This is a genomic window from Pseudomonas sp. GW821-FHT04D07, from assembly GCF_059420225.1.
The window spans coordinates 38,121-57,690 of sequence record NZ_JBWKTH010000006.1 but is presented as its reverse complement, the minus strand read 5'-3'; the positions used below and the strand labels follow the sequence as shown (position 1 = coordinate 57,690).

Here is a 19,570-nt window from a genome sequence, read left to right as displayed (position 1 = left end):
AAAGAGTGGGGGCAAGCTTATCACAGGGTCTGCAAATCAAATTGCTTCTATTGAATCGAATCAATTTTTGCGGTTATATGCGCATAAATCGATTCAATCGAATCAATGCTTCTCCACTCCCAGGTATCGACGCTTATGAATAGCCTCAGACAGGACTTTTCGTTATCCGCGGTGATCGCCGGCTTTATCGCCGTGGTCATTTCCTATGCCGGCCCGCTGATTATTGTGTTCCAGGCGGCGTCTCAGGCCCATCTGTCCAGCGACCAGGTGTCATCGTGGATTTGGGCGATTTCCATTGGCAGCGGTGTCACCGGCCTGCTGTTGAGCTGGCGCCTGCGGATCCCGGTGATTACCGCCTGGTCGACGCCGGGCGCGGCTCTGCTGGTGTCGATGTTGCCGACGGTGTCGTTCGCCGAGGCGATCGGCGCCTATGTGGTGGCGTCGGTGATCATCCTGGTGGTGGGGTTATCCGGGGCCTTCGACAAGTTGATGAGCCGCTTGCCCAAGGCGATTGCCGCGGCGATGCTGGCGGGGATCCTGTTTCGCTTCGGTGCCGAGCTGTTCACTTCGATCCGCCTGCAACCGGCGCTGGTGTTGTCGATGATCGCCGTCTACCTGGTGTGCAAGCGTTTCTCGCCGCGCTACGCGATTCTCTCGGTGCTGATCGTCGGCTGTGCCTTCGCCGCGCTGATGGGTGAGTTGAACCAGGGAGCGATCAGCGTGGCGTTGGCGCACCCGATCTTCACCGCGCCCGAGTGGAGCTGGCACGCGATCATCAACATCGGCCTGCCGCTGGCCCTGGTGACCCTGACCGGCCAGCACGTGCCGGGCATGGCCGTGTTACGCACCGCCGGTTATACCCAGCCGGCCCGGCCGATGATTTCGCTGACGGCCGTGGGCGCGGTGTTGCTGGCGCCGTTCGGTGCCCATGGTCTCAACTTGGCGGCGATCACGGCGGCGATCTGCACCGGTCGCGAGGCCCACGAAAACCGCGACAAACGTTACATCGCCGGCATCGCCTGCGGGGTTTTCTACATCCTGATGGGCACCTTCGGCGCGACCCTGGCTTCGGTGTTCGGCGCCTTGCCCAAGGAGCTGATTGCGTCCCTGGCCGGGTTGGCGTTGTTCGGCGCGATCAGTGCCGGGCTCACGGGGGCCATGGCCGAGGAGAAACAACGGGAAGCGGCGCTGATCACCTTTCTGGTGACCGCTTCGGGCATGAGCTATCTGGGTTTGGCGGCGGCGTTCTGGGGATTGATCTTCGGCCTGGTGGCGCATTTCGTGCTGAGCTACACCCGCGAGCGCAAGGTGCTGCCGGGGTTGCGCGAGGCTTGATGCTCTCGAACGCCGGGCAGGGAGGTCCGGTGTCGCAAGGCATTTTTGCCGAACTCGCGATGGGGCTTGTTCCGGGAGGTTGTGGCAAGAAATAACAGGAAAGCGATTCGACCCAACTCCCGACATTAACAGCGCCTTGCGGGCTTGTCCGGCTATTTCGTCGGATAATTATTTATCTTTTCAAAGGGCTTGAATTGTTTTTCCAACTGCCCAACTCTGTCATCAAGAGGTCATGTTCAGCACGCCTTCAGGCGTTGCCGGCGAGCCTTTTGCAAGCTAGCTGAAATAAGGGAATAACTATGCAAATCCAAGTCAATAGTGATAACCATATTCAAAGCAGCATTCGACTGGAGGAGTGGGTCCGGACGAGCGTCGAGAACGCGCTCGAACGTTATGAAGAAGACCTGACACGGGTCGAAGTTCACCTGGCGGACGAGAACGGCGACAAGCCCGGTCCCCACGATATGCGCTGCCAGATGGAAGCGCGGCCAAAAGGCCATCAACCGATTTCGGTCACCCACAAGGCCGATACGCTGGAACAGGCGATCGACGGCGCGGCGATCAAACTGGAACATGCACTGGAGCATCTGTTCGGCAAACTGCAAGCCAAACGCGCGACCGCCATCAAGGGCGAGCGCCGCGACCTGGGAGACGCACTGCTGGAAGAGGAGTTCGAAGAGAAAGAACGTGTACGACTGGCCGCTAACGGCTGATCCTCGACACTGACCCCGACGGGCCTGCATTGCAGGCCCGTTTTCGTTTCAGGTGCTGTTCACAGCTCAGCCCTGCGGCTCGCTGGCCTGGCGTTCAGCCCTGGCCTGCAACCAGCTGGCAATCAACGCGGCGTTGATGAACAGCGCGATGCCCAGCAGGATCACCAGGATCGAGGCCAGTTTGTAGGGGCCGATGCTTTCGTCGAACATCAGCCACGAGGTGATCACACCGGAAATCGGCACCATCAACGACAGCGGCGCGACCATCGCCGAGGGGTATTTCTTCATCAGGTTGTTCCACACCCGATAGCCGAACAGGGTGGTGACATAGGCCTGGAACAGCACCGAGAAGATCGCCGAAGGCGTGAGGTTGCTACCCAGTTGATAAAACGCTGCGCTGCCCTTGGCCAGCCAGGTCATGAAAAACAGCGGCGGTGCCGCGAACAGGCTGGACCAGACGATAAAGGCGACCATATCGCTGGGTCGGGTCTGCTTGACGATCAGGTTGCAGGCACTCCAGCTCAAGGCGGCCAGCAGCACCAGCACGGTGCCGGCGAGCACCGCCTGGCCTTCGCTGAAGTGAATGATCGACAGCAGCCCGAGGCTGGCCACCAGTACCCCGGCGATCTGCGGGCCGGCGATTTTTTCCTTGAGCAGCCAGGCACTGAGGAAGATCGTGAAGAAGGCGCTGAATTGCAGGATCAGCGAGGCCAGGCCCGGGGTCAGTCCCAGGTGCATGGCGTAGTTCACCACCCACCAGAGTCCGACCCCGAACAGCAGGCCGTAACCGGCGATGGCGGCCAGGCTGACGCCCGCCGGCCGTTTCATGAAAAACACCAGGGGCAAGGCGCAGCAGGTAAAGCGCAGGGCGGTGAGCAGAAACGGGTCCAACTGCTCAAGACCCAGTTCGATCACCGAGAAGTTGCTGCCCCAGATGATGGTGACCAACAGCCCGAGGGCGAGGTCCAGCGGTTGAAATTTCATGGGGATTCGAGATCCTGTTGGCGGCGGCTGAGAGGGCGTTCTTGCCGCCGCAATGGCGACGACAAGGACGTGGACGAGGTTCAGGCGGCGATCTCCGGATCGACGCCGTCATAGACGAAGGCGTCGAATTTCTCCGGGCGCCATGTGTCATCCCGGGTGTAGTAGTTCAGGACCACGGTGATCTTCTTTTCCGTCACCGTCGGCTCGCAGTCATGGAGGATTTCCCGGCCTTTCATGATCAGCACCGAGCCGGCTTTGGCGTAGATGTGCCGGTGTTCGATCCACGGCTCCGGCTTGCTCGGATGGGCCCGGGGAATCTGCATGCGCAGGGGCGCTTCGCGGTTGCTGGTGAGGAACAGCAGCACGGTGATCGCGTTGGTGTCGTAGTGCTCGCCCAAGGTCCCGCCGCCTTCGGGGTAGACCTTGATATTGATATCGGAGCGGCTGTGGGGCGAGACCACCGCATCCTGGCTGGTGACCAGGCCGATCAGCGGCAGCAGCGAGTGATAGATTGCCGTCAGCTCCGGCAAGTGATTGCGGACATCCTGGCCCTGGAAGATGTAGTGCAGGTATTGCCCGCCGGCATCGGATACCTCGTGGGTGCCGAGTCCCTGGTGGTTGACCAGCTTGACCCGATCCTGCTCGATGGTGCGCTCGACCCGTTCTTTCAAGGTGTCGCACAACGAGGCTGGGACGATGTCAGCGAGGACCGTGACATAGTCGTAGTGATACTCGGCAATGTGTTTGTTGAGATTGAACGGTGTGTTCATGGAAGCTCCCTGCTAGGTCAGAGGACGGCATTCCCCCTCGACTCCCTGGCTGAAGAGGCCGTATGTTGGACGATCAGACTAGGCCGGCCCGGGACTCCATCCGCGTACAAGAACCCGGGCCGGATCGGCGACCCGTGCTGAGACGGCAACCGTCGACACGCCGAAATTAGCCCAGCATTCGCCCCCTTCTCCAGTGTTTTCCAGCATGACTAGCCGTTCGGATAGTCAAGATGAGATGTCCTTGTGCCATTGCGGCACATCGGATGTCTTTGCGTATGAGAATTTTTATCATTAATATTGGCGTCTTTTCAGCCAGACTTGCCGCCGCCCGGCGGTTGGCTGTTGCTGGGAGTGTCGCGATGAACCTGGCCCTGCGCCCCCCCGAGAACTCCGAGGCCGAGAGGACCGAGCCGCACGCCGGTCGTACGCACTTCCTGCAAGTGTTCCTGTCCCAGCGTTCGCAGATGGAAGCGCTGGTCAGCCGCCGGGTCGGTTGTCGTGCAACGGCGGCGGACCTGGTCCAGGACCTGTTCCTGCGTTTCTGGCGTCGGCCCCTGGTGCAGGTGGAGGAGTTGAGCACCTACCTGCTGCGTTGTGCCGGCAACATTGCCATTGACCATTTGCGCAGCGAGGGGGCCCGCGTACGTGTCAATGAAGGCTGGCTGCCCGAGCAGCAGGCTAACCAGAGCCTCGAACCCGAGGCAGCTCTGGAGGCCGGTAACGATCTGCGTTATGTCGAGGCGGCGCTGCGCAGCCTGCCGGAGCGCACCCGACAGATTTTCCTGCTCAACCGCATCCATGGTCGCAAGTATGCCGAGATCGCCAAGGCCATGGGCCTCTCGCAAAGTGCCGTGGAAAAACACATGATGCGCGCCCTTGAAGCGTGCAAGGCCAGTCTGCGAGAGCCTTCAGCTATATATCGAGAGTCGTCAGCCACACGTCTGCCAGGGAAAGCATCGTGATCCATTCGTCCAGCGTCGCCGTGACACCCGCCCAGGAACAGGCCGCGCTGGCCTGGCTCAGTCTGTTGCACGATCAGCCGAGCCGAGGCGACCAGGCGTGCTTCAGTCTCTGGCTGCAAGCCGACCCGGCCCATGTCGAGGCCTATGCCCAGGCCCAGGTGCTCTGGGAACTGAGCGAGGTGCCGGCGACTACCCTGGCCCGGGAAGAGGCCGCGGCCTTGCAAGGTTGGCTCGCGGCCATGGACCGGCCACAGCTGGTGTCGCGCTGGCGCTGGTCGGCGGGCCTGGCCATGGCCGCCTGCCTGCTGCTGACGGTGTCCATGGGTCTGGGCTTTGAGCCCCGGCGTTGGCTCGACGACCTCGGCGCCGACTATGTGTCGGTGCCGGGGCAGGTGCGCACGGTGATCCTGGCCGACCAATCCGAAGTCACGCTGGATACTGACAGTGCGATTGCCGTGGACTTCAGTGGCGGCGAACGGCATGTCCGGCTGCGGCGCGGTTCGGCGTTTTTCCAGGTAACCCATACCGGCGAACCTTTTGTGGTGGAGGCCGAGGGCGGCGAGGCGCGGGTGCTCGGGACGCAGTTCGAAGTGCGTCTGCAACCGGGGGGCGCGCGGGTGACGGTGTTGTCCGGGCGGGTCGGGGTCCGCGCGGGCCCGGGCGCGCCGCCGCAGATTCTCGGCGCCAATCAGCAGGTGGCTTATGCCGACGGTTCGGCGCAGCCGCTGCATCCGGTGGACAGCGACCAACTGTTGGCCTGGCGCCAGGGCTGGTTGAATTATTCAAAAGTCAGCGTGGCCGAGGTGGTGCGGGACCTGGGCCGCTATTACCCGGGACGGATTCTGCTGTTCAACGACCGCCTGGCGGCACGGCGGATCAGCGGCAGCTTTCCGAGCAAGGATCCGCGGGCGGTGCTCGACTCGTTGCAAGGCGTGCTGGGGTTCGAACAGCACCGCCTGTTGGGCCGGGTCATCGTATTGCGCTGAGCTACCCGATAACGCCGACCGTTGTAGGAGCTGGCTTGCCAGCGATGGCGTCCGGATGGGCCGCCGGCAAGCCAGCGCCTACAGGGCCGTGCCAGGCCAGCGGTCGGTGTCGCGATGCCCCCCGAGAAAATATTTTCAAAATAAAGGTGAGGTAAACCCGAAGCCCATTCGTGTAGTGGTTGAAAGTGCGATTCATTCGCATTAATGAATTCTCTACACACGGGTCAGGCACACATGAAGTCCAGGGCAAAAGCGATGGCAGGCAGTTCGGGCAAGCGATGGTTCGGCGCATCGGCGCTGGCGCTGACGGGGTTGGCCTTGCTGCCCCTGAGCGTGGCCCTGGCGGCCGAGCCCGTGGCGCAGCACAGTGCGCAATTCAACTTCGCCATCGCCGCCAAACCGTTGCCCCAGGCCCTGAGCGACTTCAGCCGGGTCACCGGCCTGAGCGTGGTCTACACCGACGAAGCGGCCTACGCTCATCAGGCCCCGGCGCTCAGCGGGCAGATGAGCGCCGAGCAGGCCATGCAACGGCTGCTGAGCAATTCCGGCTTCACCTTCCGCCGCACCGATGACCACACCCTGGCCCTCGAACCCCTGCCGACCCAGGGCGCCCTGAACCTCGGCGCCACCACCATCAATGGCAACCAGCAGGCTTCCGCCACCAGCTACCAGCCGCCGCAAGTCACCTCGGTGGCCCGTTCCAGCGCCTCGCTGCAGGAAATCCCGCAGACCATCAACGTGGTCGCGGCCCAGGTCCTGCGTGACCAGACCCCGCGCAATCTCGACGACGCGCTGAACAACATCAGCGGCATCACCCAGGCCAACACCCTCGGCAGCACCCAGGATGCGGTGATGATTCGCGGCTTCGGCGACAACCGCAACGGTTCGATCATGCAAGACGGCATGCCGCTGGTGCAGGGCCGTGCGCTAAACGCCAGTACCGATCGGGTCGAAGTGCTCAAGGGCCCGGCGTCCCTGCTCTACGGCATCCAGGACCCGGGCGGCGTGGTCAATCTGGTGAGCAAGAAACCCCAGCTGGAACAGTACAACGCCGTGACCCTGCGTGGCTCGACCTACGGTTCCGGCAAGAACGGCAGCGGCGGCAGCCTTGACAGCACCGGTGCCCTCGGCGATTCCGGGCTGGCCTACCGCATGGTCCTCGACCGTGAAGACGAAGATTACTGGCGCAACTTCGGGTCCCACCGCGAGACTCTGATCGCCCCGTCCCTGGCCTGGTTCGGCGACAGCACCAAGCTGCTGCTGTCCTACGAGCACCGCGAGTTCCTCACGCCGTTCGACCGTGGCACGGCCATCGATCCGCGGACCAACCATCCGTTGGCGATTCCCAAGGATCGCCGTCTCGACGAGCCGTTCAACAACATGGAAGGCCGTTCCGACCTGGTCCATGTCGAAGCCGACCATGACCTCAACGACAACTGGAAGGCCCACTTCGGCTACAGCTGGAACCGCGAAACCTACGATGCCAGCCAGGTCCGGGTGGTCTCGATCAACCCGGCCAGTGGCACCCTGGTGCGCAGCATGGACGGTACCAAGGGCGCGCTGACCAGCGACCGCTTCACCACCGCCAGCCTCGACGGCAAGGTCGATGTGGCCGGCATGCAGCATGACCTGGTGTTCGGTGTCGACGACGAATATCGCAAGATCTACCGCTCCGATCTGATCCGTCAGAGCCCGCTGAATACCTTCAGTTACCTGGACCCGGTCTATGGCCGCGAAGTCCCGGGCTCTACCGTCAGCGCCAAGGACAGCGACCAGACCGACCTGCTACGCAGCGACTCACTGTTCGCTCAGGACTCGATCCACCTCAACGACCAGTGGATCCTGGTTGCCGGCGGGCGCTTCCAGATGTACGACCAGTACGCGGGCAAGGGCCGGCCATTCCAGGTCAACACCAACGGCAACGGCGAGAAATTCGTGCCGCGCGCGGGTCTGGTGTACCGCTACACCGACGAGCTGTCGTTCTATGGCAGCTACACCGAATCCTTCAAGCCCAACTCCACCATCGCCCCGCTGGCGCTGACCAGCAGCACCCGGCTGGTGCTGGACGGCTCGCTGGAGCCGGAACAGTCCAAGGCCTGGGAGATCGGCACCAAGCTGGATATTCCCGGGCGCATCACCGCCACGGCGGCGATCTTCGATATCCACAAGCGCAACGTGCTGGTGTCCGTCGCCGACGGCCTGACGACCCAGTACAGCATTGCCGGCCAGGTCCGCTCGCGGGGGCTGGAACTGGATGCCAGCGGTCAGTTGAGCGAGCGCTGGAGCCTGATTGGCAGCTATGCCTACACCGATGCCCAGGTCACTCAGGACGCCAACTACCAGGGCAACCGCCTGCAAAATGTGGCGAAGAACGCCGGCTCGCTGTCGGCGGTCTACGACTTCGGTTCGATCATGGGCGGTGGCGACAAGCTGCGGGCCGGTGCCGGGGCGCGTTATGTCGGCCATCGGACCGGGGATGCGGCCAACACCTTCGATCTGCCGGGCTACACCGTGGCCGATGCCTTCGCCACCTACGACACCCAGGTGGAAGGGCAGAAGGTCAAGTTCCAGCTCAACGTGAAGAATCTGTTCAACAAGGTCTACTACACCTCGGCGGTCAGCCAGCTCTTCGTGTCCATGGGGGATGCCCGCCAGGTGTCGGTTTCCAGCACCCTGGAGTTCTGATGAAAAACCTCAGTGCAGCCCTGTTGGCCCTGACCCTGAGTGGTACCGTCCTGGCGGCGGCACCCGGGGAAGAGCGCCTGTACCAGCGTGAATATCAGGTGACCTTGCCCGGCTCCGGCGACAGCTGGGGCTTCGCCGCCCTCGACCCGACCCGGCCCTACCTGTTTCTGGCCCGGCGGGAAAACGGCCTGAGCGTGTTTGACGTGGCGAAACAGCGTCTGGTGAAAACCCTCGACCACTCGGCGGGTGCCAATGCCGTGGTGTTCGTGCCCGAACGCAATCGCCTGTTCGTGCTCAACAGCGACGGTAGCCTCGGCGTCGTCGAGCTGTCGAGCCTCAAGCTGCTCAAACGTATTCCGGTGGCCCAGAGCAACCTCAACAGCGCGGCGTACGAGCCGCGCAGCGGCCAGGTGATTGTCGTCAGCGGCCGGCGGGCGGATCGTTCGACGTTGTTTGTCTTCGATCCGAAACAGGAAAAGATCACCGCCGCCCACGAACTGGACGTGAAAAAAATAGACCCGCTGCTAGTCAAGGGCGACGGCAGTTTCTTCCTGCCGATGCGCGACGAAGGCAAGGTGGCACGGTTTTCCGCCAGCACCTTCGAGGTACTCGACAGCTGGCGCTTCGAGGGTTGTGCCAAACCCAGCGCCCTGGCCCAGGATGAGAAGGGCCAGCGGCTGTTTGTCGCCTGTCGCGGCGAGCAACCACGGTTGATCGTCGCCGACCTGGAAAGCGGCGCGGTCAAGGCCAGCCTGCCGATCACCCGGGATGTCAATGCCCTGGCCTGGGATGCCAAACAGCGGCGATTGATCATCCCCAGCGGGGTGGACGCCAACCTGACGCTGGTGACGCAGACGGACGTCGACCACTACGCCGTGCTGGGTAGCGTCAGCACCTTGCCAATGGCCTACAACATGGCGTTCGACCCGACCAGCAGCAAGGTCTACCTGCCGGCCATGGACTTCACCCTGCCGGCGACCGCCAAGAGCGAACCCAAGGCCGATCCGTTGTTTCACGCCAATAGCTTTTCCATCACCACTCTGGCGCCCTGAACCACAAAGCCTGTCCCCGGAAAATGGATCGCCGTGCATGGATTCCGGAGGCCGTGTTACCGCATAATTCCCCGCCTGTTGACTCGATAAGTACCTTGTTCTTACGTGCCTCCTGAGTGATGAGCCGCTGCGGTTGGCAGCGGCTATTGTGTATTGATTGGTTGAGTTCGAGGCGGAAGATGAATTCGGTACAGGGTTTCATGGGCAAGGGCATCGCGCTGGCGTTATGCGTACTGTTGGCGGCCTGTTCGAGCAAGGTGCCGAAGGCTCCCGAGCCGGTCCGGACGGTGGTCCTGCAAGCGGCGCAGTTGCCACTGCCATTGCCACGCTCGGCCTTTTGCGCCGGGCTCGACAGCGTCCTGCGCGCCCCAGCGTTGCAAGGTGCGATGACCTCGCTGGTGGTGCGCGAGGCGAACACCGGCAAGCTGGTGTGTGAATACAATCCGCAGTTCCGGCTGATTCCGGCCTCCAGCCTGAAGCTGGTGACCAGCGCGGCGGCGATGGAAGTCCTGGGTGCTGATTATCGGTTTGCCACAACCCTGTTGAGCACCGGCGTGCAGCAGGGCAACGTGCTGACCGGCGATCTCTACCTGCGCGGCAGCGGCGATCCGAGCATGCGCCAGGAAGACTACCAGGCCCTGGCGGCCGGGCTGGCGCGCAAAGGCATCACGCGGATTCGTGGACGACTGATCTTCGACGACACCGCCTTCGACCGCGAGCGGCTGGGGGCCGATTGGTCGAGCAGCGATGAACAACAGTATTTCTCGGCGCAGATTTCCGCGCTGAGCGTGTCGCCGAACGCCGACCTGGATGTCGGTTCGATTCTGGTCAACGTACGCGCCGGCGCTACTGCGCGCCAGCCGGTGCGGGTCAGTTTCACGCCAGCCAACCGCTACATGAGCGTGCTCAATCGGGCCAGGACGGGCCGTGGCGGTCCGCTGGTGGTCAGTCGCGGCCATGGTGGCAACCTGTTGCGCATTGACGGCGCGTTGCCCAAGGGCGCGGAGCGTATCGCCCAAGTCAGTGTCTGGGAACCGACCGGGCTGGTGGCCGACCTGTTCAAAAGTGCCCTGGTTCAACAAGGCATCGCGGTGGAAGGCGGCAGCCTGCTGGGCGTCGCCACACCGGTTTCGGCTCAGCCGTTGCTCGAGCACCAGTCGCCGGTCCTCGCGGAACTGATGCCACCGCTGCTTAAACTGTCGAACAACAACATGGCGGAGATCCTGCTCAAGTCCATGGGCCGCAAGACCGCCCATGCGGGGACGGCGACAGCGGGCGTGGCGGCGGTCAACGCGTTCCTGCAGGGACATGGGGTGTCCTCGGCGGAGTTGCTGCAGTTCGATGGTTCCGGCTTGTCACGGCGTAACCAGGTGTCGGCGCGGACCCTCAGCGACATGCTGCTGGCGGTGCGCACCCAGCCCTGGTTCCAGGCCTGGTACGCGGCGCTGCCGGTTGCCGGCAATCCCGAGCGGATGATCGGTGGCACCCTGCGCAAACGCCTGCGCGGCACGGCGGCGGCGAACAACCTGCATGCCAAGACCGGCAGCATGGGCGGCGTGTCGTCGCTGGCCGGGTATGTCACCAGTCGTGATGGGCGGTTGCTGGTGTTCGCCATGCTGAGCAATAACTACCTGGTAGGGGGGCGACAAGTCAAAGCGGTGGAGGATCAGGTGGTCACGGCGCTGGCCAACAAAGCTGACTGAAGAAACGAGATCTTGAAAACGCCGCATAACCTGTGGGAGCTGGCAACAGGATATTTTGCGGAGAGACACAAACCTGTAGGAGCCGGCTTGCTGGCGATGGTGTCCGGATGGGCACCGCAAGGCTCAAGGGCCTCATCGCTGGCAAGCCAGCTCCTACAAGGTCGGTGTTCGGCCTTAGTGTGCGAAGGCTTGCCGGTACTCGCCAGGCGTTGCGCCCAACACCTGGCGAAACCGATTGGCGAAATGACTGGCGCTGGCAAATCCGCACGCCAGGGCAATCTCACCAAGCGGCTGCCGCGTGCCGCGCAACAACACCCGCGCCTGCTCCAGACGTCGCGCCAGCACATACTGATGGGGCGCCAGGCCGAAGCTGGCACGGAACATCCGCGCAAAGTGATATTCCGACAGCGCGCATAACCCGGCCAACTCACCCAGGCTCAACGGCTGGTCCAGGCGACTGTTGATGTACTCCGCCAACAGCCGTCGCTGGTGCGCGGCCAAGCCGCCTTTCAAGCGCAGACCCTGGCGCAACCCCACCTGATTGAGCAACGTATGGCCGAGCAACTCGTGGGCCAGGCTGCTACTGAGCAGGCGCTCCGCCGGCTCGTCCCAGTTCAGGCCGATCAGCTGACGAAAACGTCGGGCCTGCTGCGGGTCATCGAGAAAGGTGTGTTCCTGCAATTGCAGTTCACGAGGTTCACGGTCCAGCAGTGTGACGCAGCCGACCGCGAACTGTTCCGGGCTGAAGTACAGGTGCGCCAGGCGGATGCTGCCGTTGATCACCCAACCGGACCGATGCTCGGCGGGCAGGATACACAGCTTGTCCGGACCGCCCTTGGTGTCGGGACGGTCCCGGCGAAAAGTCCCGGTGCCACCGGCGATATAGCAGGACAGGGTGTGATGGCTGGGCGCCTCGTAGTCCTGGGCGTCATGATGATTGCTCCACAAGGCCGCAGCCAACCCGTCACCCAGATCGGCACTGTGTTCCAGGCGCGAATTGGGCGAGCGGTTCAGGGCTTGAAAGACTTGCAGGGTATCCAGTGCGGGCATGGTCTGTTCTCCAACGCCTTGCATCCTACTCCGTGATGCAAAAACCTGGCAGTCGCCGGCCGACAAAAGCGCAAGTTTTTGCAAGCGCCAGCGCCGGGCGTTCAGCACACTGAGGCCTGTCTTCGGGAGTCCGCCGCATGAACCTGTTTCTCTATCTGCTTACCGTGTTGATCTGGGGCACCACCTGGATCGCCCTGAAACTGCAACTGGGCGTGGTGGCGATCCCGGTGTCCATCGTCTATCGCTTCGGCCTGGCGGCGCTGGTGTTGTTCGTCATGCTGCTGCTCAGCCGCCGCCTGCAACCGATGAACCGTCGCGGCCACCTGATCTGCCTGGCCCAGGGCCTGTGCCTGTTCTGCCTGAACTTCATGTGCTTCCTCACCGCCAGCCAGTGGGTACCCAGCGGCCTGGTGGCGGTGGTGTTTTCCACCGCGACCTTGTGGAATGCCCTGAACGCCCGGGTGTTCTTCAAGCAGAAGATCGCCCGCAATGTGCTGATGGGCGGGGCCCTCGGCTTGCTCGGCCTGGGCCTGCTGTTCTGGCCGGAACTCTCCGGGCACACCGCGGGCCCGCACACGCTGCTGGGACTGGGACTGGCGTTGCTCGGCACGATGTGTTTCTCGGCCGGCAACCTGCTCTCCAGCCTGCAACAGAAGGCCGGGCTCAAGCCCCTGACCACCAACGCCTGGGGCATGCTCTACGGCGCGACGATGCTGGCCGTCTACTGCCTGTTCCAGGGCATCCCGTTCGCGATGGAATGGAATACGCGGTATATCGGCTCGCTGCTGTACCTGGTGATTCCGGGCTCGGTGATCGGCTTCACCGCCTACCTGACCCTGGTCGGGCGCATGGGCCCGGAGCGCGCGGCCTATTGCACGGTGCTGTTCCCGCTGGTGGCGTTGAATGTCTCGGCCTATGCCGAGGGCTATCACTGGAGCGCGCCGGCCCTGCTCGGGCTGGTGGCGGTGATGGCGGGCAACGTGCTGGTGTTCCGCAAACCCAGGGGAGTGCTGCGATCGACGTCGGCCAGGGTGGCCTAGGCGCGCCATATCCATGTAAGGCACGCCACATCTATGTAGATCAGTCCCGGATCAATGGCTGGATAACCTGACGCTTTCCACGGCGTATCAGGAAGTCCAGGCCATGAATCGAACTGATGAAGAAAGCACCGATGTCGATACGGTGAATGAACCCCCAGCGCCCAGCGAAGCCGACGACCCGCGGTTGTCGGCTTTTCTGCGGCGTGACGCCGACCTGCTGCACAACGAGAAGAGCTGGGCGCAACAGCAGGTCGTCGAACAACTGGCGAGCTCGTTCAAGGCGGCCATGGGGCCGCTGCATGAAGCCGAGCAGCGCAGCTGGCTGGGACACTATCGCCAACTCATGGCGGCCAGGTCGGTGCTGGATGCTGAAAGCCGAAAAGTTGTCGATGCCTTTGAAACCGCCGGTGTGGCAAAACTGCGCGAACGCCTGAAGCAAGTCTCCAAGCTGGACCTTGACCCGCACACCACCTACCTGCACACCGTGATCGATTCGCCGGAGCAGGCGCCGCAGCCCAAGGGCGAAGGCCCGCCGGTCGAGGTGGAGAGCTTCGAGCGGCGTATCGGCACGGTCACCGTCTCGACCATGACCCTGTGGCAGGCCGCCTGCCTGAACTTCACGTTCTCCGATGCCAGCTACGCCAACCTCAAGCGGCGCTGGATCTCCTTTGACAAGAAAGTCGATATCAACGATCGACGCGGGCTGCTCACCACGGAGCAATTTGTCGGGATCGTCCGTGAGCTCGATCTGGGCGCCATGCTCAAGCCCCATGTCGCGCAGGCAATGCGCGCCGACGGGCCACTGGATCACTCGATACAAGCCTTCACCAAGGCCGAGATCGACTTCGGCCTGTATGACTCGGCCCGACAGCCGGCCGTGACGGGGCTGAGCTACGCGGCCTTTGTCGCCCTCAGGGACGAGTTGTCGGCGGCCCAGCCGCAGCTCAGGGGAGCCTATGCCGCGCTACGTTTGCCGGGCGGTCTGAAGGCCGGCCTGGACCGGGTGCTGGAGTCCATCGAGAGCGAGCTGCTGCACCTGTTCAATATTGAGCACGAACCTCTGGAGGCGATCTACTTGCCGCTGCTGCTCTTCGAGATCGTCGGGCGGACGGGATTCTACAGCTACTGTGTCGACCGTCCGGGGGGTGCCTTGCGCCACCACGATTCAAGGGCGGCGTTCGAACGCGAGTTCAAGGCCCAACTGCAAAAAGACAGCGGCGGCCAGCGGCTGCGTTGGTTGATCCCGTCGCTGGCCTTCAAGCAGCAGCATCAGTTCTGGCAATGGATCAAGGCGCACCGCAAGTCCAAGAGCCTGCACTGGACGTCGACCGTTTCTGACCTCTACAACTGGCTCTGGTCAGGGGAGGTGATCGACGACCTGACCTTCGAGTATGGCGCCTGGGAGGCCGGCTTCCGTCCCGGTCGGGCCTTGGCCGAGTTCTACGCCTGGCGTTTTCGCCTGAATACCCAAGCGATCGCGGTGGCCAAGACCGAGCACGATCTGCAAGCGGTCAAGGAGGGCGTTCTCGCCGCCATGCACCTGCTGCTCAATCTGCTGATGCTGCCGGTTCCCGGCGGTTTCGGGGTCCTGGGCCGGGTGGTGGCGACGATCATGTTCGCGCAGATGGGCCTGGAGTTGGCCGACGGTATCCTGGCGACTTTCCAGGGTCGGCCGAGAGCGTTGGGCAAGGCCCTGGCCGACGTCGGCTCGATGATCCTCAGCGCCAGCGTGCTCGGGCTGGCGGGACGTGTCATGGAGCGACGTTTCCAGGCCTTGTCCCTGGAAATCGGGCGCTGGCGCAAGGTGACACCGAGCCAGGGGCCGGAACAGCTGTGGAAGATGGACCTGAGCAATTATGCCGTCTCCGTGAAAGGCCTGAAGGAGCGCTTTGGCGCGGACGAACGGGGGCTTTATGAAGAGGACGGCGTGCTGTACGGCGAGGTGCTGGAGCAGGGCGGCTCGATTCAGGTCCGCCTGGAATACGATGCCGGGCTCAAGCGCTATGTGGCGCGCGCCGCCGACCCCGGGCGATTTCGACCGCCGATGCGCTACGACCGGCAGGCGCGCTGCTGGCTGCCGGACCTGGATGACAGCCCGGGCCTGAGCAATGCCAGTTGGTTGGCACGGATGCTGGTCCGGGGCACGACCGAAGAGGCCGAGACGATGCTGAGCATCAGCGGCGTCAGCCGCCAGGAACTCCAGACGGTCTGGTCGGGTGGCTTGCCACCGGTGTCGCTGGTCGAGGCGGAGCGACGTCGACGGATCGACGCCGGTCTCAGCGCGCTGATTGCTGGCAACGATGCGCGGCTGAGCTTGCCGGTGGAAGCCGAGCGCGCGCTGTTCTGCTTGCTGCCACGGCTGGCCGATTGGCCGGAAACCGCCGGGTTGTTTGTCCATGGGTCCGACGGCGAACTGTTGGCGGTGCATGGTCGGCACGAACATCTGGCCGACTTCGAGCACAAGGTGGCGATTCGCAGGCTGGAGGAGGGCGGCTATGTCGCGCAACCCGCCGATGCGCAACAGGTGAGCGACGTTCTCGCCCATGAAGAGGGCGTTCAGGCGCTGATCCTCAGCCTGTTGCCCGACGACTGTCCGCTCAAGGGCGACTTCGAGCCCTTTGTCCGGCGCCAATGGCACAAGACTATACGACAACAGATCAGGGCCCTGGCCCGGCTTGAGCGGCCTGCGCTGTTCGAGCTGCTCAGTGCCTATGACGGCATGCACCACGCGACGTCGCGGGCGCCAGCTCCGCATTACCTGTCGCTGGTCACGCCGTCCCTGCCGCCGCTGGTGATCGAGCTCCAGCGGCGCTACCCCGCGCTGTCGTTGGCGCGGATCGCCGAGCACCTGCGGCGCCTGCCGCTGGCGGTGTCAGAGCGTCAGCGTTTCCTGGACAGTGCCCAGTTGCCTGGCGCGCAGGCCCGCGCCCTGGCCGATGGGCAAGCCTTGAGCCGCCTCGGTCGGGTGCTGGACGGGATTCATCACAACCGGCTGTTCAATCGCGATACGGATGCCTGGCTGCAACTGGCCGGCGAGTTGCTGGTACAAGAGCAACTGGGGCTGACCCTGTGTCCGCAGGTGCGCACCAGTGAAACCCACGACAGGTTCTACCTGGCGCTGGCGGCGTTGTTCAAACCGAGTGAACTGAGTCGGCTGGGCGTGACGGACGCGACTGACGTGAAGGCCTTGCGCAAGTTGCTCGCCGGCGTCCTGGAAAGGCGGCGGGGCGCGGACGGGCGTATCCGCCTGCCGATCGAACGTTGCCAGGAAACCCGCGCCCTGCCGTCGACCCTGATGCCTGATGAAGCCGGTCGCTATCGGCTGGAAGGCAACACCTACCTGTCGCTTGAGGGGAGCCTTTACCGTATTGAAAACACCGGTTTGAGCGAGGACTGGCGGATCAGCCCCAGCCATTTGCCGGGGGCCTACCCACCGCGCCTGGAACATAACGGGGTCAGTGCCTGGTGGCATGAGTTCGAGGACCCGTTGAGCTGGGACGGCCTGACCGCGTTTCGTCGTCTGGGTGGGCAAGCCGAGTCATTTTCCGAGCCGGTCGCCCGGCGGATACTGAGTATCAGTGCGACACCCGACAGCCTGTTGCGGCAGACGATTTTTTGCAATCGACGGCCTCCGGCTTTCCTCACCACCGTCATGCAGCGTTTCAGGGACTGCCTGGATATCGAGCAGCACCTCGGCGCGTTGAACTGGCGCACGAAGGCGTTGCCAGAACCCTTTAAGACGGCTCTTGATGCGGTCGGCGAAGCCGATAGCCTGTGGCTGGCCGTCGCTCCGCAATTGCCCGAGGAGCGGAATGTCGCTGCTTTGTTGCGGCGCCTGGAGAGTGATCCGCGACGGGTCAGGCAGGTGCTGGTCGACGGTCTGTCCCGGCAGCGGGACAAAGCCGTGGAACCTTTGGCAAGCGCGCTGGTAGAAGCCTTTCCCCTGCTGCCTGGCAGTGTCGCCGAGGAAATCCTGGAGCACAGCCAATCCTGGCAACGTCGGCTGATCGAGCAGGAGCACCGTATTCCGCTGGCGCTGGCCGAAGAAGCCCGGTGGTGGAGTGAGGAGGCGCTCCTCGGCCGGGCGCTCATGGGGCTGAGCCCCGACGCGCCGAGTAACGCCCACAGCGATCAGGTCCTGCTGACGGTGCTCAAGGAGCTGTCGGGTTGGCCCGGCCAGGTCCGGATTGAACTGCGCGAAGCGGCCATCGACGGGGCGCTGTTGGACAGCAGCGGCAGCGCTGAACTGACTGATCGGCGGGTGGTGGTGAAGACCGCGGACGGTTACGAGTCATTCCTGGTTGAGGGCGAGCAGGTGGTCCGTCGGGGCGCGCTACAAAGCGACCTGCTACTGGCCCTGTCACGGTTGATGCAGGACCTGCCGGCCGGCCTGCCCTGGGGCGGTGCGCAGGGGCCGGGAGCCCCGTTGAAAACCCAAATCTGTCAGCAGGCGATTCGCCAGCGTGGTGAACTGCGCCGTCGGCTTGGCCTGCGTCCGCTACCGGCGTGGGCACCCTTGCCGCGACGTCTGGTGCGCCAACGCAACGGCCGGATTGGGATTGCGCTGAGCGGTCGCGGCCCGGGTCTGCCGGCGGTGGAGCTGTTCGGTCGGCTGAAAAGACTCTACCGCGGCGCGACCTACCAGGAGTTGTTCGACGTCCTGCAGGTGCTGGGACACACAAGAGAGGAGCAACAGGTGGCGGTCGAGGCGTTGGAACGCGACTACCTCACCTTGAAGAACGATCTGGGGGCCTGGCTCGATATCCCGCAAGCAGAGGGCCTGGACCGCTACCTGGCGCTCAGGATGCGCAGGACGATGGCGGCGCGGATCCGGCGTTGCTGGCGCTGGGAAAGCCGTAATGTATTGGGCGGTGTGTTGCTGCTCGATGGTTTTGTGGTCGAGCAGATGCCGATGCTCAATGTCGCGTTCAGCCATGTGACGCAACTGCACATTCGCGATACGAACCTGGATGTCAGCTACGTGAACGCTTTCCTGCGGGCTTTTCCGGCCTTGAAGCACCTACGGCTATGTAACACCAACCTGAAGCGTCTGCCCCATGACGTCGGCGAGCTGCGGGGGCTGGAAGAGCTCGATCTGCAGGGCAATCAGATTGTCCTGGCGGCGGCGAGTGCCTTGCAAGTGTCCGGGATGCGGCAATTGAGATACCTGAACCTGCAGGACAACCCGCTGAAGTTGCTGCCCGACTTCGCCGCCCTGACGGATTTGCAGTGGCTGAATCTGAGCCGGACCGGCATGGATAGCTGGCCTTCGGGTGTGCTGTTTCTCAAGCAACTGAGCTTTCTCGACCTGCGCCACAACCGCATCCAGCAGCTACCTGGCGCGGTGCTGTTGGCGCCAGTGTCGCTCAACCGTGGGGTGAATCTGCAAGGCAATCCGCTGCTCCCCGAGACCGTGGCCAAACTGTCGGTCTATGCGCGGGAAAACAAGATGGCGGGGGTTACCTTCGGACTCACCAGCGCCGAGCTTTCCGGGCCCGTCGGTATCGAAGCCTGGGGGGCGGCGGTGGATCGAACCCAAGAGCAGAACAGCTGTTGGCAACGGGTCAGGGACGACCTGGACTCCGATGAGTTTTTCGAATACCTGGATCGCCTGAGTGCGCTGCCGGCCTTCTATGACCCGCTGTTTTCCGCTACGCGGCGCAATCTGACAGAGCGCCTCTGGCGAGTAATCAAGGTGGCGGCCGACAGTGTCGACCTGTGCGAACAACTGTTCATCCTGCAACTTGAAACGCTGGCGGACGGGGGCAGCCTGTTGCAGATCTTCAATGAACTCGAGTTCGCGGTACTTTGCCATCAGGTCTTGCTGGCCGAGGGCGACAGGGCCTGCGCCGAGGCCCGCATGGTGCGCCTGTTCAAGGGCAAGTTCCGGCTGAGTGTGCTCCGCGACAAGAGCGCCGACCCCGCGACTTATCGGGCCTACTGGGAGCTGTTGGCCGGACGCCTGGAACTGCCCGACCTGTTCGACGAGGCCTTCCACAAGGAGCGGGTGCAACTGGACGACAGCCGGCTTGAGGCGATGGTCGAGCAGATCCAGCAGATGGAAGCGCAGCCGACCGCGGTCAATGGCTTGCACCGCTACCTGAAAGCGCACACGGTCTGGCGCAACTTTCTGGAGCTGGCCTACGAAGAGGAACTGCAGTCATTATTCGGCACGGCGCGCGAGTCGCGGATCGATGCGCTCACCAGCGCTGCCTTGGGCAGCCCCGCCTGACCGCGCGGCGCGCAAGGCCCGGGTCCGGTTGGCGATACTTAACTAGCGCCGTGGGTCC

The 19,570-nt window shown here is 63.4% G+C and carries 12 protein-coding genes; 9 read left to right on the top strand and 3 right to left on the bottom strand.

All coding sequences use genetic code 11. From position 1 onward, the window contains the following. Positions 1-135: 135 nt before the first annotated feature. Together AC07T0_RS10180 and AC07T0_RS10175 are read left to right on the top strand one after the other, a co-directional pair. Positions 136-1,335, top strand: coding sequence for a benzoate/H(+) symporter BenE family transporter (locus AC07T0_RS10180; RefSeq protein ID WP_495001056.1), 1,200 nt, complete (start codon positions 136-138; stop codon positions 1,333-1,335). Between the two features lie 299 nt (positions 1,336-1,634). Next, complete coding sequence (locus tag AC07T0_RS10175; protein WP_495001055.1) at positions 1,635-2,048, top strand: HPF/RaiA family ribosome-associated protein; 414 nt, start codon at positions 1,635-1,637, stop codon at positions 2,046-2,048. Positions 2,049-2,114: 66 nt separating this feature from the next. On the opposite strand, the gene AC07T0_RS10170 is transcribed toward AC07T0_RS10175, so the two are convergent. After that, positions 2,115-3,032 (bottom strand): EamA family transporter, encoded by a 918-nt coding sequence (locus tag AC07T0_RS10170; protein WP_495001054.1) that lies wholly within the window; start codon positions 3,030-3,032, stop codon positions 2,115-2,117. 80 nt (positions 3,033-3,112) lie between these two features. Beyond that, the gene (locus AC07T0_RS10165; RefSeq protein ID WP_495001053.1) at positions 3,113-3,802 is read right to left on the bottom strand and encodes a hypothetical protein; all 690 of its coding nucleotides are present in this window, start codon (positions 3,800-3,802) and stop codon (positions 3,113-3,115) included. A gap of 359 nt (positions 3,803-4,161) precedes the next feature. Here AC07T0_RS10165 and AC07T0_RS10160 point away from each other — a divergent pair, with 359 nt between their 5' ends. The 5 genes from AC07T0_RS10160 to dacB all read left to right on the top strand — a co-directional run bounded on the left by AC07T0_RS10160 (position 4,162) and on the right by dacB (position 11,190). Next, positions 4,162-4,764 (top strand): RNA polymerase sigma factor, encoded by a 603-nt coding sequence (locus AC07T0_RS10160; RefSeq protein WP_495001052.1) that lies wholly within the window; start codon positions 4,162-4,164, stop codon positions 4,762-4,764. After that, on the top strand, positions 4,764-5,750 hold the full coding sequence (locus AC07T0_RS10155; RefSeq protein ID WP_495001238.1) for a FecR family protein: 987 nt from the start codon (positions 4,764-4,766) through the stop codon (positions 5,748-5,750). The genes AC07T0_RS10160 and AC07T0_RS10155 overlap by 1 nt, the downstream gene beginning before the upstream one ends. A gap of 234 nt (positions 5,751-5,984) precedes the next feature. Continuing rightward, a complete protein-coding gene (locus tag AC07T0_RS10150; protein WP_495001051.1) occupies positions 5,985-8,435 on the top strand; it encodes a TonB-dependent siderophore receptor in 2,451 nt (816 codons plus the stop codon). Continuing rightward, positions 8,435-9,487, top strand: a complete 1,053-nt coding sequence (locus AC07T0_RS10145; RefSeq protein WP_495001050.1) for a YncE family protein — start codon at positions 8,435-8,437, stop codon at positions 9,485-9,487. The genes AC07T0_RS10150 and AC07T0_RS10145 overlap by 1 nt, the downstream gene beginning before the upstream one ends. A 179-nt stretch (positions 9,488-9,666) precedes the next feature. Then, a complete protein-coding gene (dacB, locus tag AC07T0_RS10140) occupies positions 9,667-11,190 on the top strand; it encodes a D-alanyl-D-alanine carboxypeptidase/D-alanyl-D-alanine endopeptidase (protein ID WP_495001049.1) in 1,524 nt (507 codons plus the stop codon). A 174-nt stretch (positions 11,191-11,364) separates the two neighbouring features. On the opposite strand, the gene AC07T0_RS10135 is transcribed toward dacB, so the two are convergent. Beyond that, entirely contained in the window at positions 11,365-12,240 is an 876-nt protein-coding gene (locus AC07T0_RS10135; RefSeq protein WP_495001048.1) for a helix-turn-helix domain-containing protein, read from the bottom strand. A gap of 137 nt (positions 12,241-12,377) precedes the next feature. Here AC07T0_RS10135 and AC07T0_RS10130 point away from each other — a divergent pair, with 137 nt between their 5' ends. Continuing rightward, a complete protein-coding gene (locus tag AC07T0_RS10130) occupies positions 12,378-13,280 on the top strand; it encodes a DMT family transporter (RefSeq protein WP_495001047.1) in 903 nt (300 codons plus the stop codon). Positions 13,281-13,383: 103 nt separating this feature from the next. After that, positions 13,384-19,512, top strand: coding sequence for an NEL-type E3 ubiquitin ligase domain-containing protein (locus tag AC07T0_RS10125; protein ID WP_495001046.1), 6,129 nt, complete (start codon positions 13,384-13,386; stop codon positions 19,510-19,512). Positions 19,513-19,570: the final 58 nt, after the last annotated feature.

What these genes read in the sequence shown, in the direction of transcription:
- AC07T0_RS10180 (WP_495001056.1), top strand. Translation starts at nt 136, where the DNA reads ATGAATAGCCTCAGACAGGACTTTTCGTTATCCGCGGTGATCGCCGGC.
- AC07T0_RS10175 (WP_495001055.1), top strand. Translation starts at nt 1,635, where the DNA reads ATGCAAATCCAAGTCAATAGTGATAACCATATTCAAAGCAGCATTCGA.
- AC07T0_RS10170 (WP_495001054.1), bottom strand. Translation starts at nt 3,032, where the DNA reads ATGAAATTTCAACCGCTGGACCTCGCCCTCGGGCTGTTGGTCACCATC.
- AC07T0_RS10165 (WP_495001053.1), bottom strand. Translation starts at nt 3,802, where the DNA reads ATGAACACACCGTTCAATCTCAACAAACACATTGCCGAGTATCACTAC.
- AC07T0_RS10160 (WP_495001052.1), top strand. Translation starts at nt 4,162, where the DNA reads ATGAACCTGGCCCTGCGCCCCCCCGAGAACTCCGAGGCCGAGAGGACC.
- AC07T0_RS10150 (WP_495001051.1), top strand. Translation starts at nt 5,985, where the DNA reads ATGAAGTCCAGGGCAAAAGCGATGGCAGGCAGTTCGGGCAAGCGATGG.
- AC07T0_RS10145 (WP_495001050.1), top strand. Translation starts at nt 8,435, where the DNA reads ATGAAAAACCTCAGTGCAGCCCTGTTGGCCCTGACCCTGAGTGGTACC.
- dacB (WP_495001049.1), top strand. Translation starts at nt 9,667, where the DNA reads ATGAATTCGGTACAGGGTTTCATGGGCAAGGGCATCGCGCTGGCGTTA.
- AC07T0_RS10135 (WP_495001048.1), bottom strand. Translation starts at nt 12,240, where the DNA reads ATGCCCGCACTGGATACCCTGCAAGTCTTTCAAGCCCTGAACCGCTCG.
- AC07T0_RS10130 (WP_495001047.1), top strand. Translation starts at nt 12,378, where the DNA reads ATGAACCTGTTTCTCTATCTGCTTACCGTGTTGATCTGGGGCACCACC.
- AC07T0_RS10125 (WP_495001046.1), top strand. Translation starts at nt 13,384, where the DNA reads ATGAATCGAACTGATGAAGAAAGCACCGATGTCGATACGGTGAATGAA.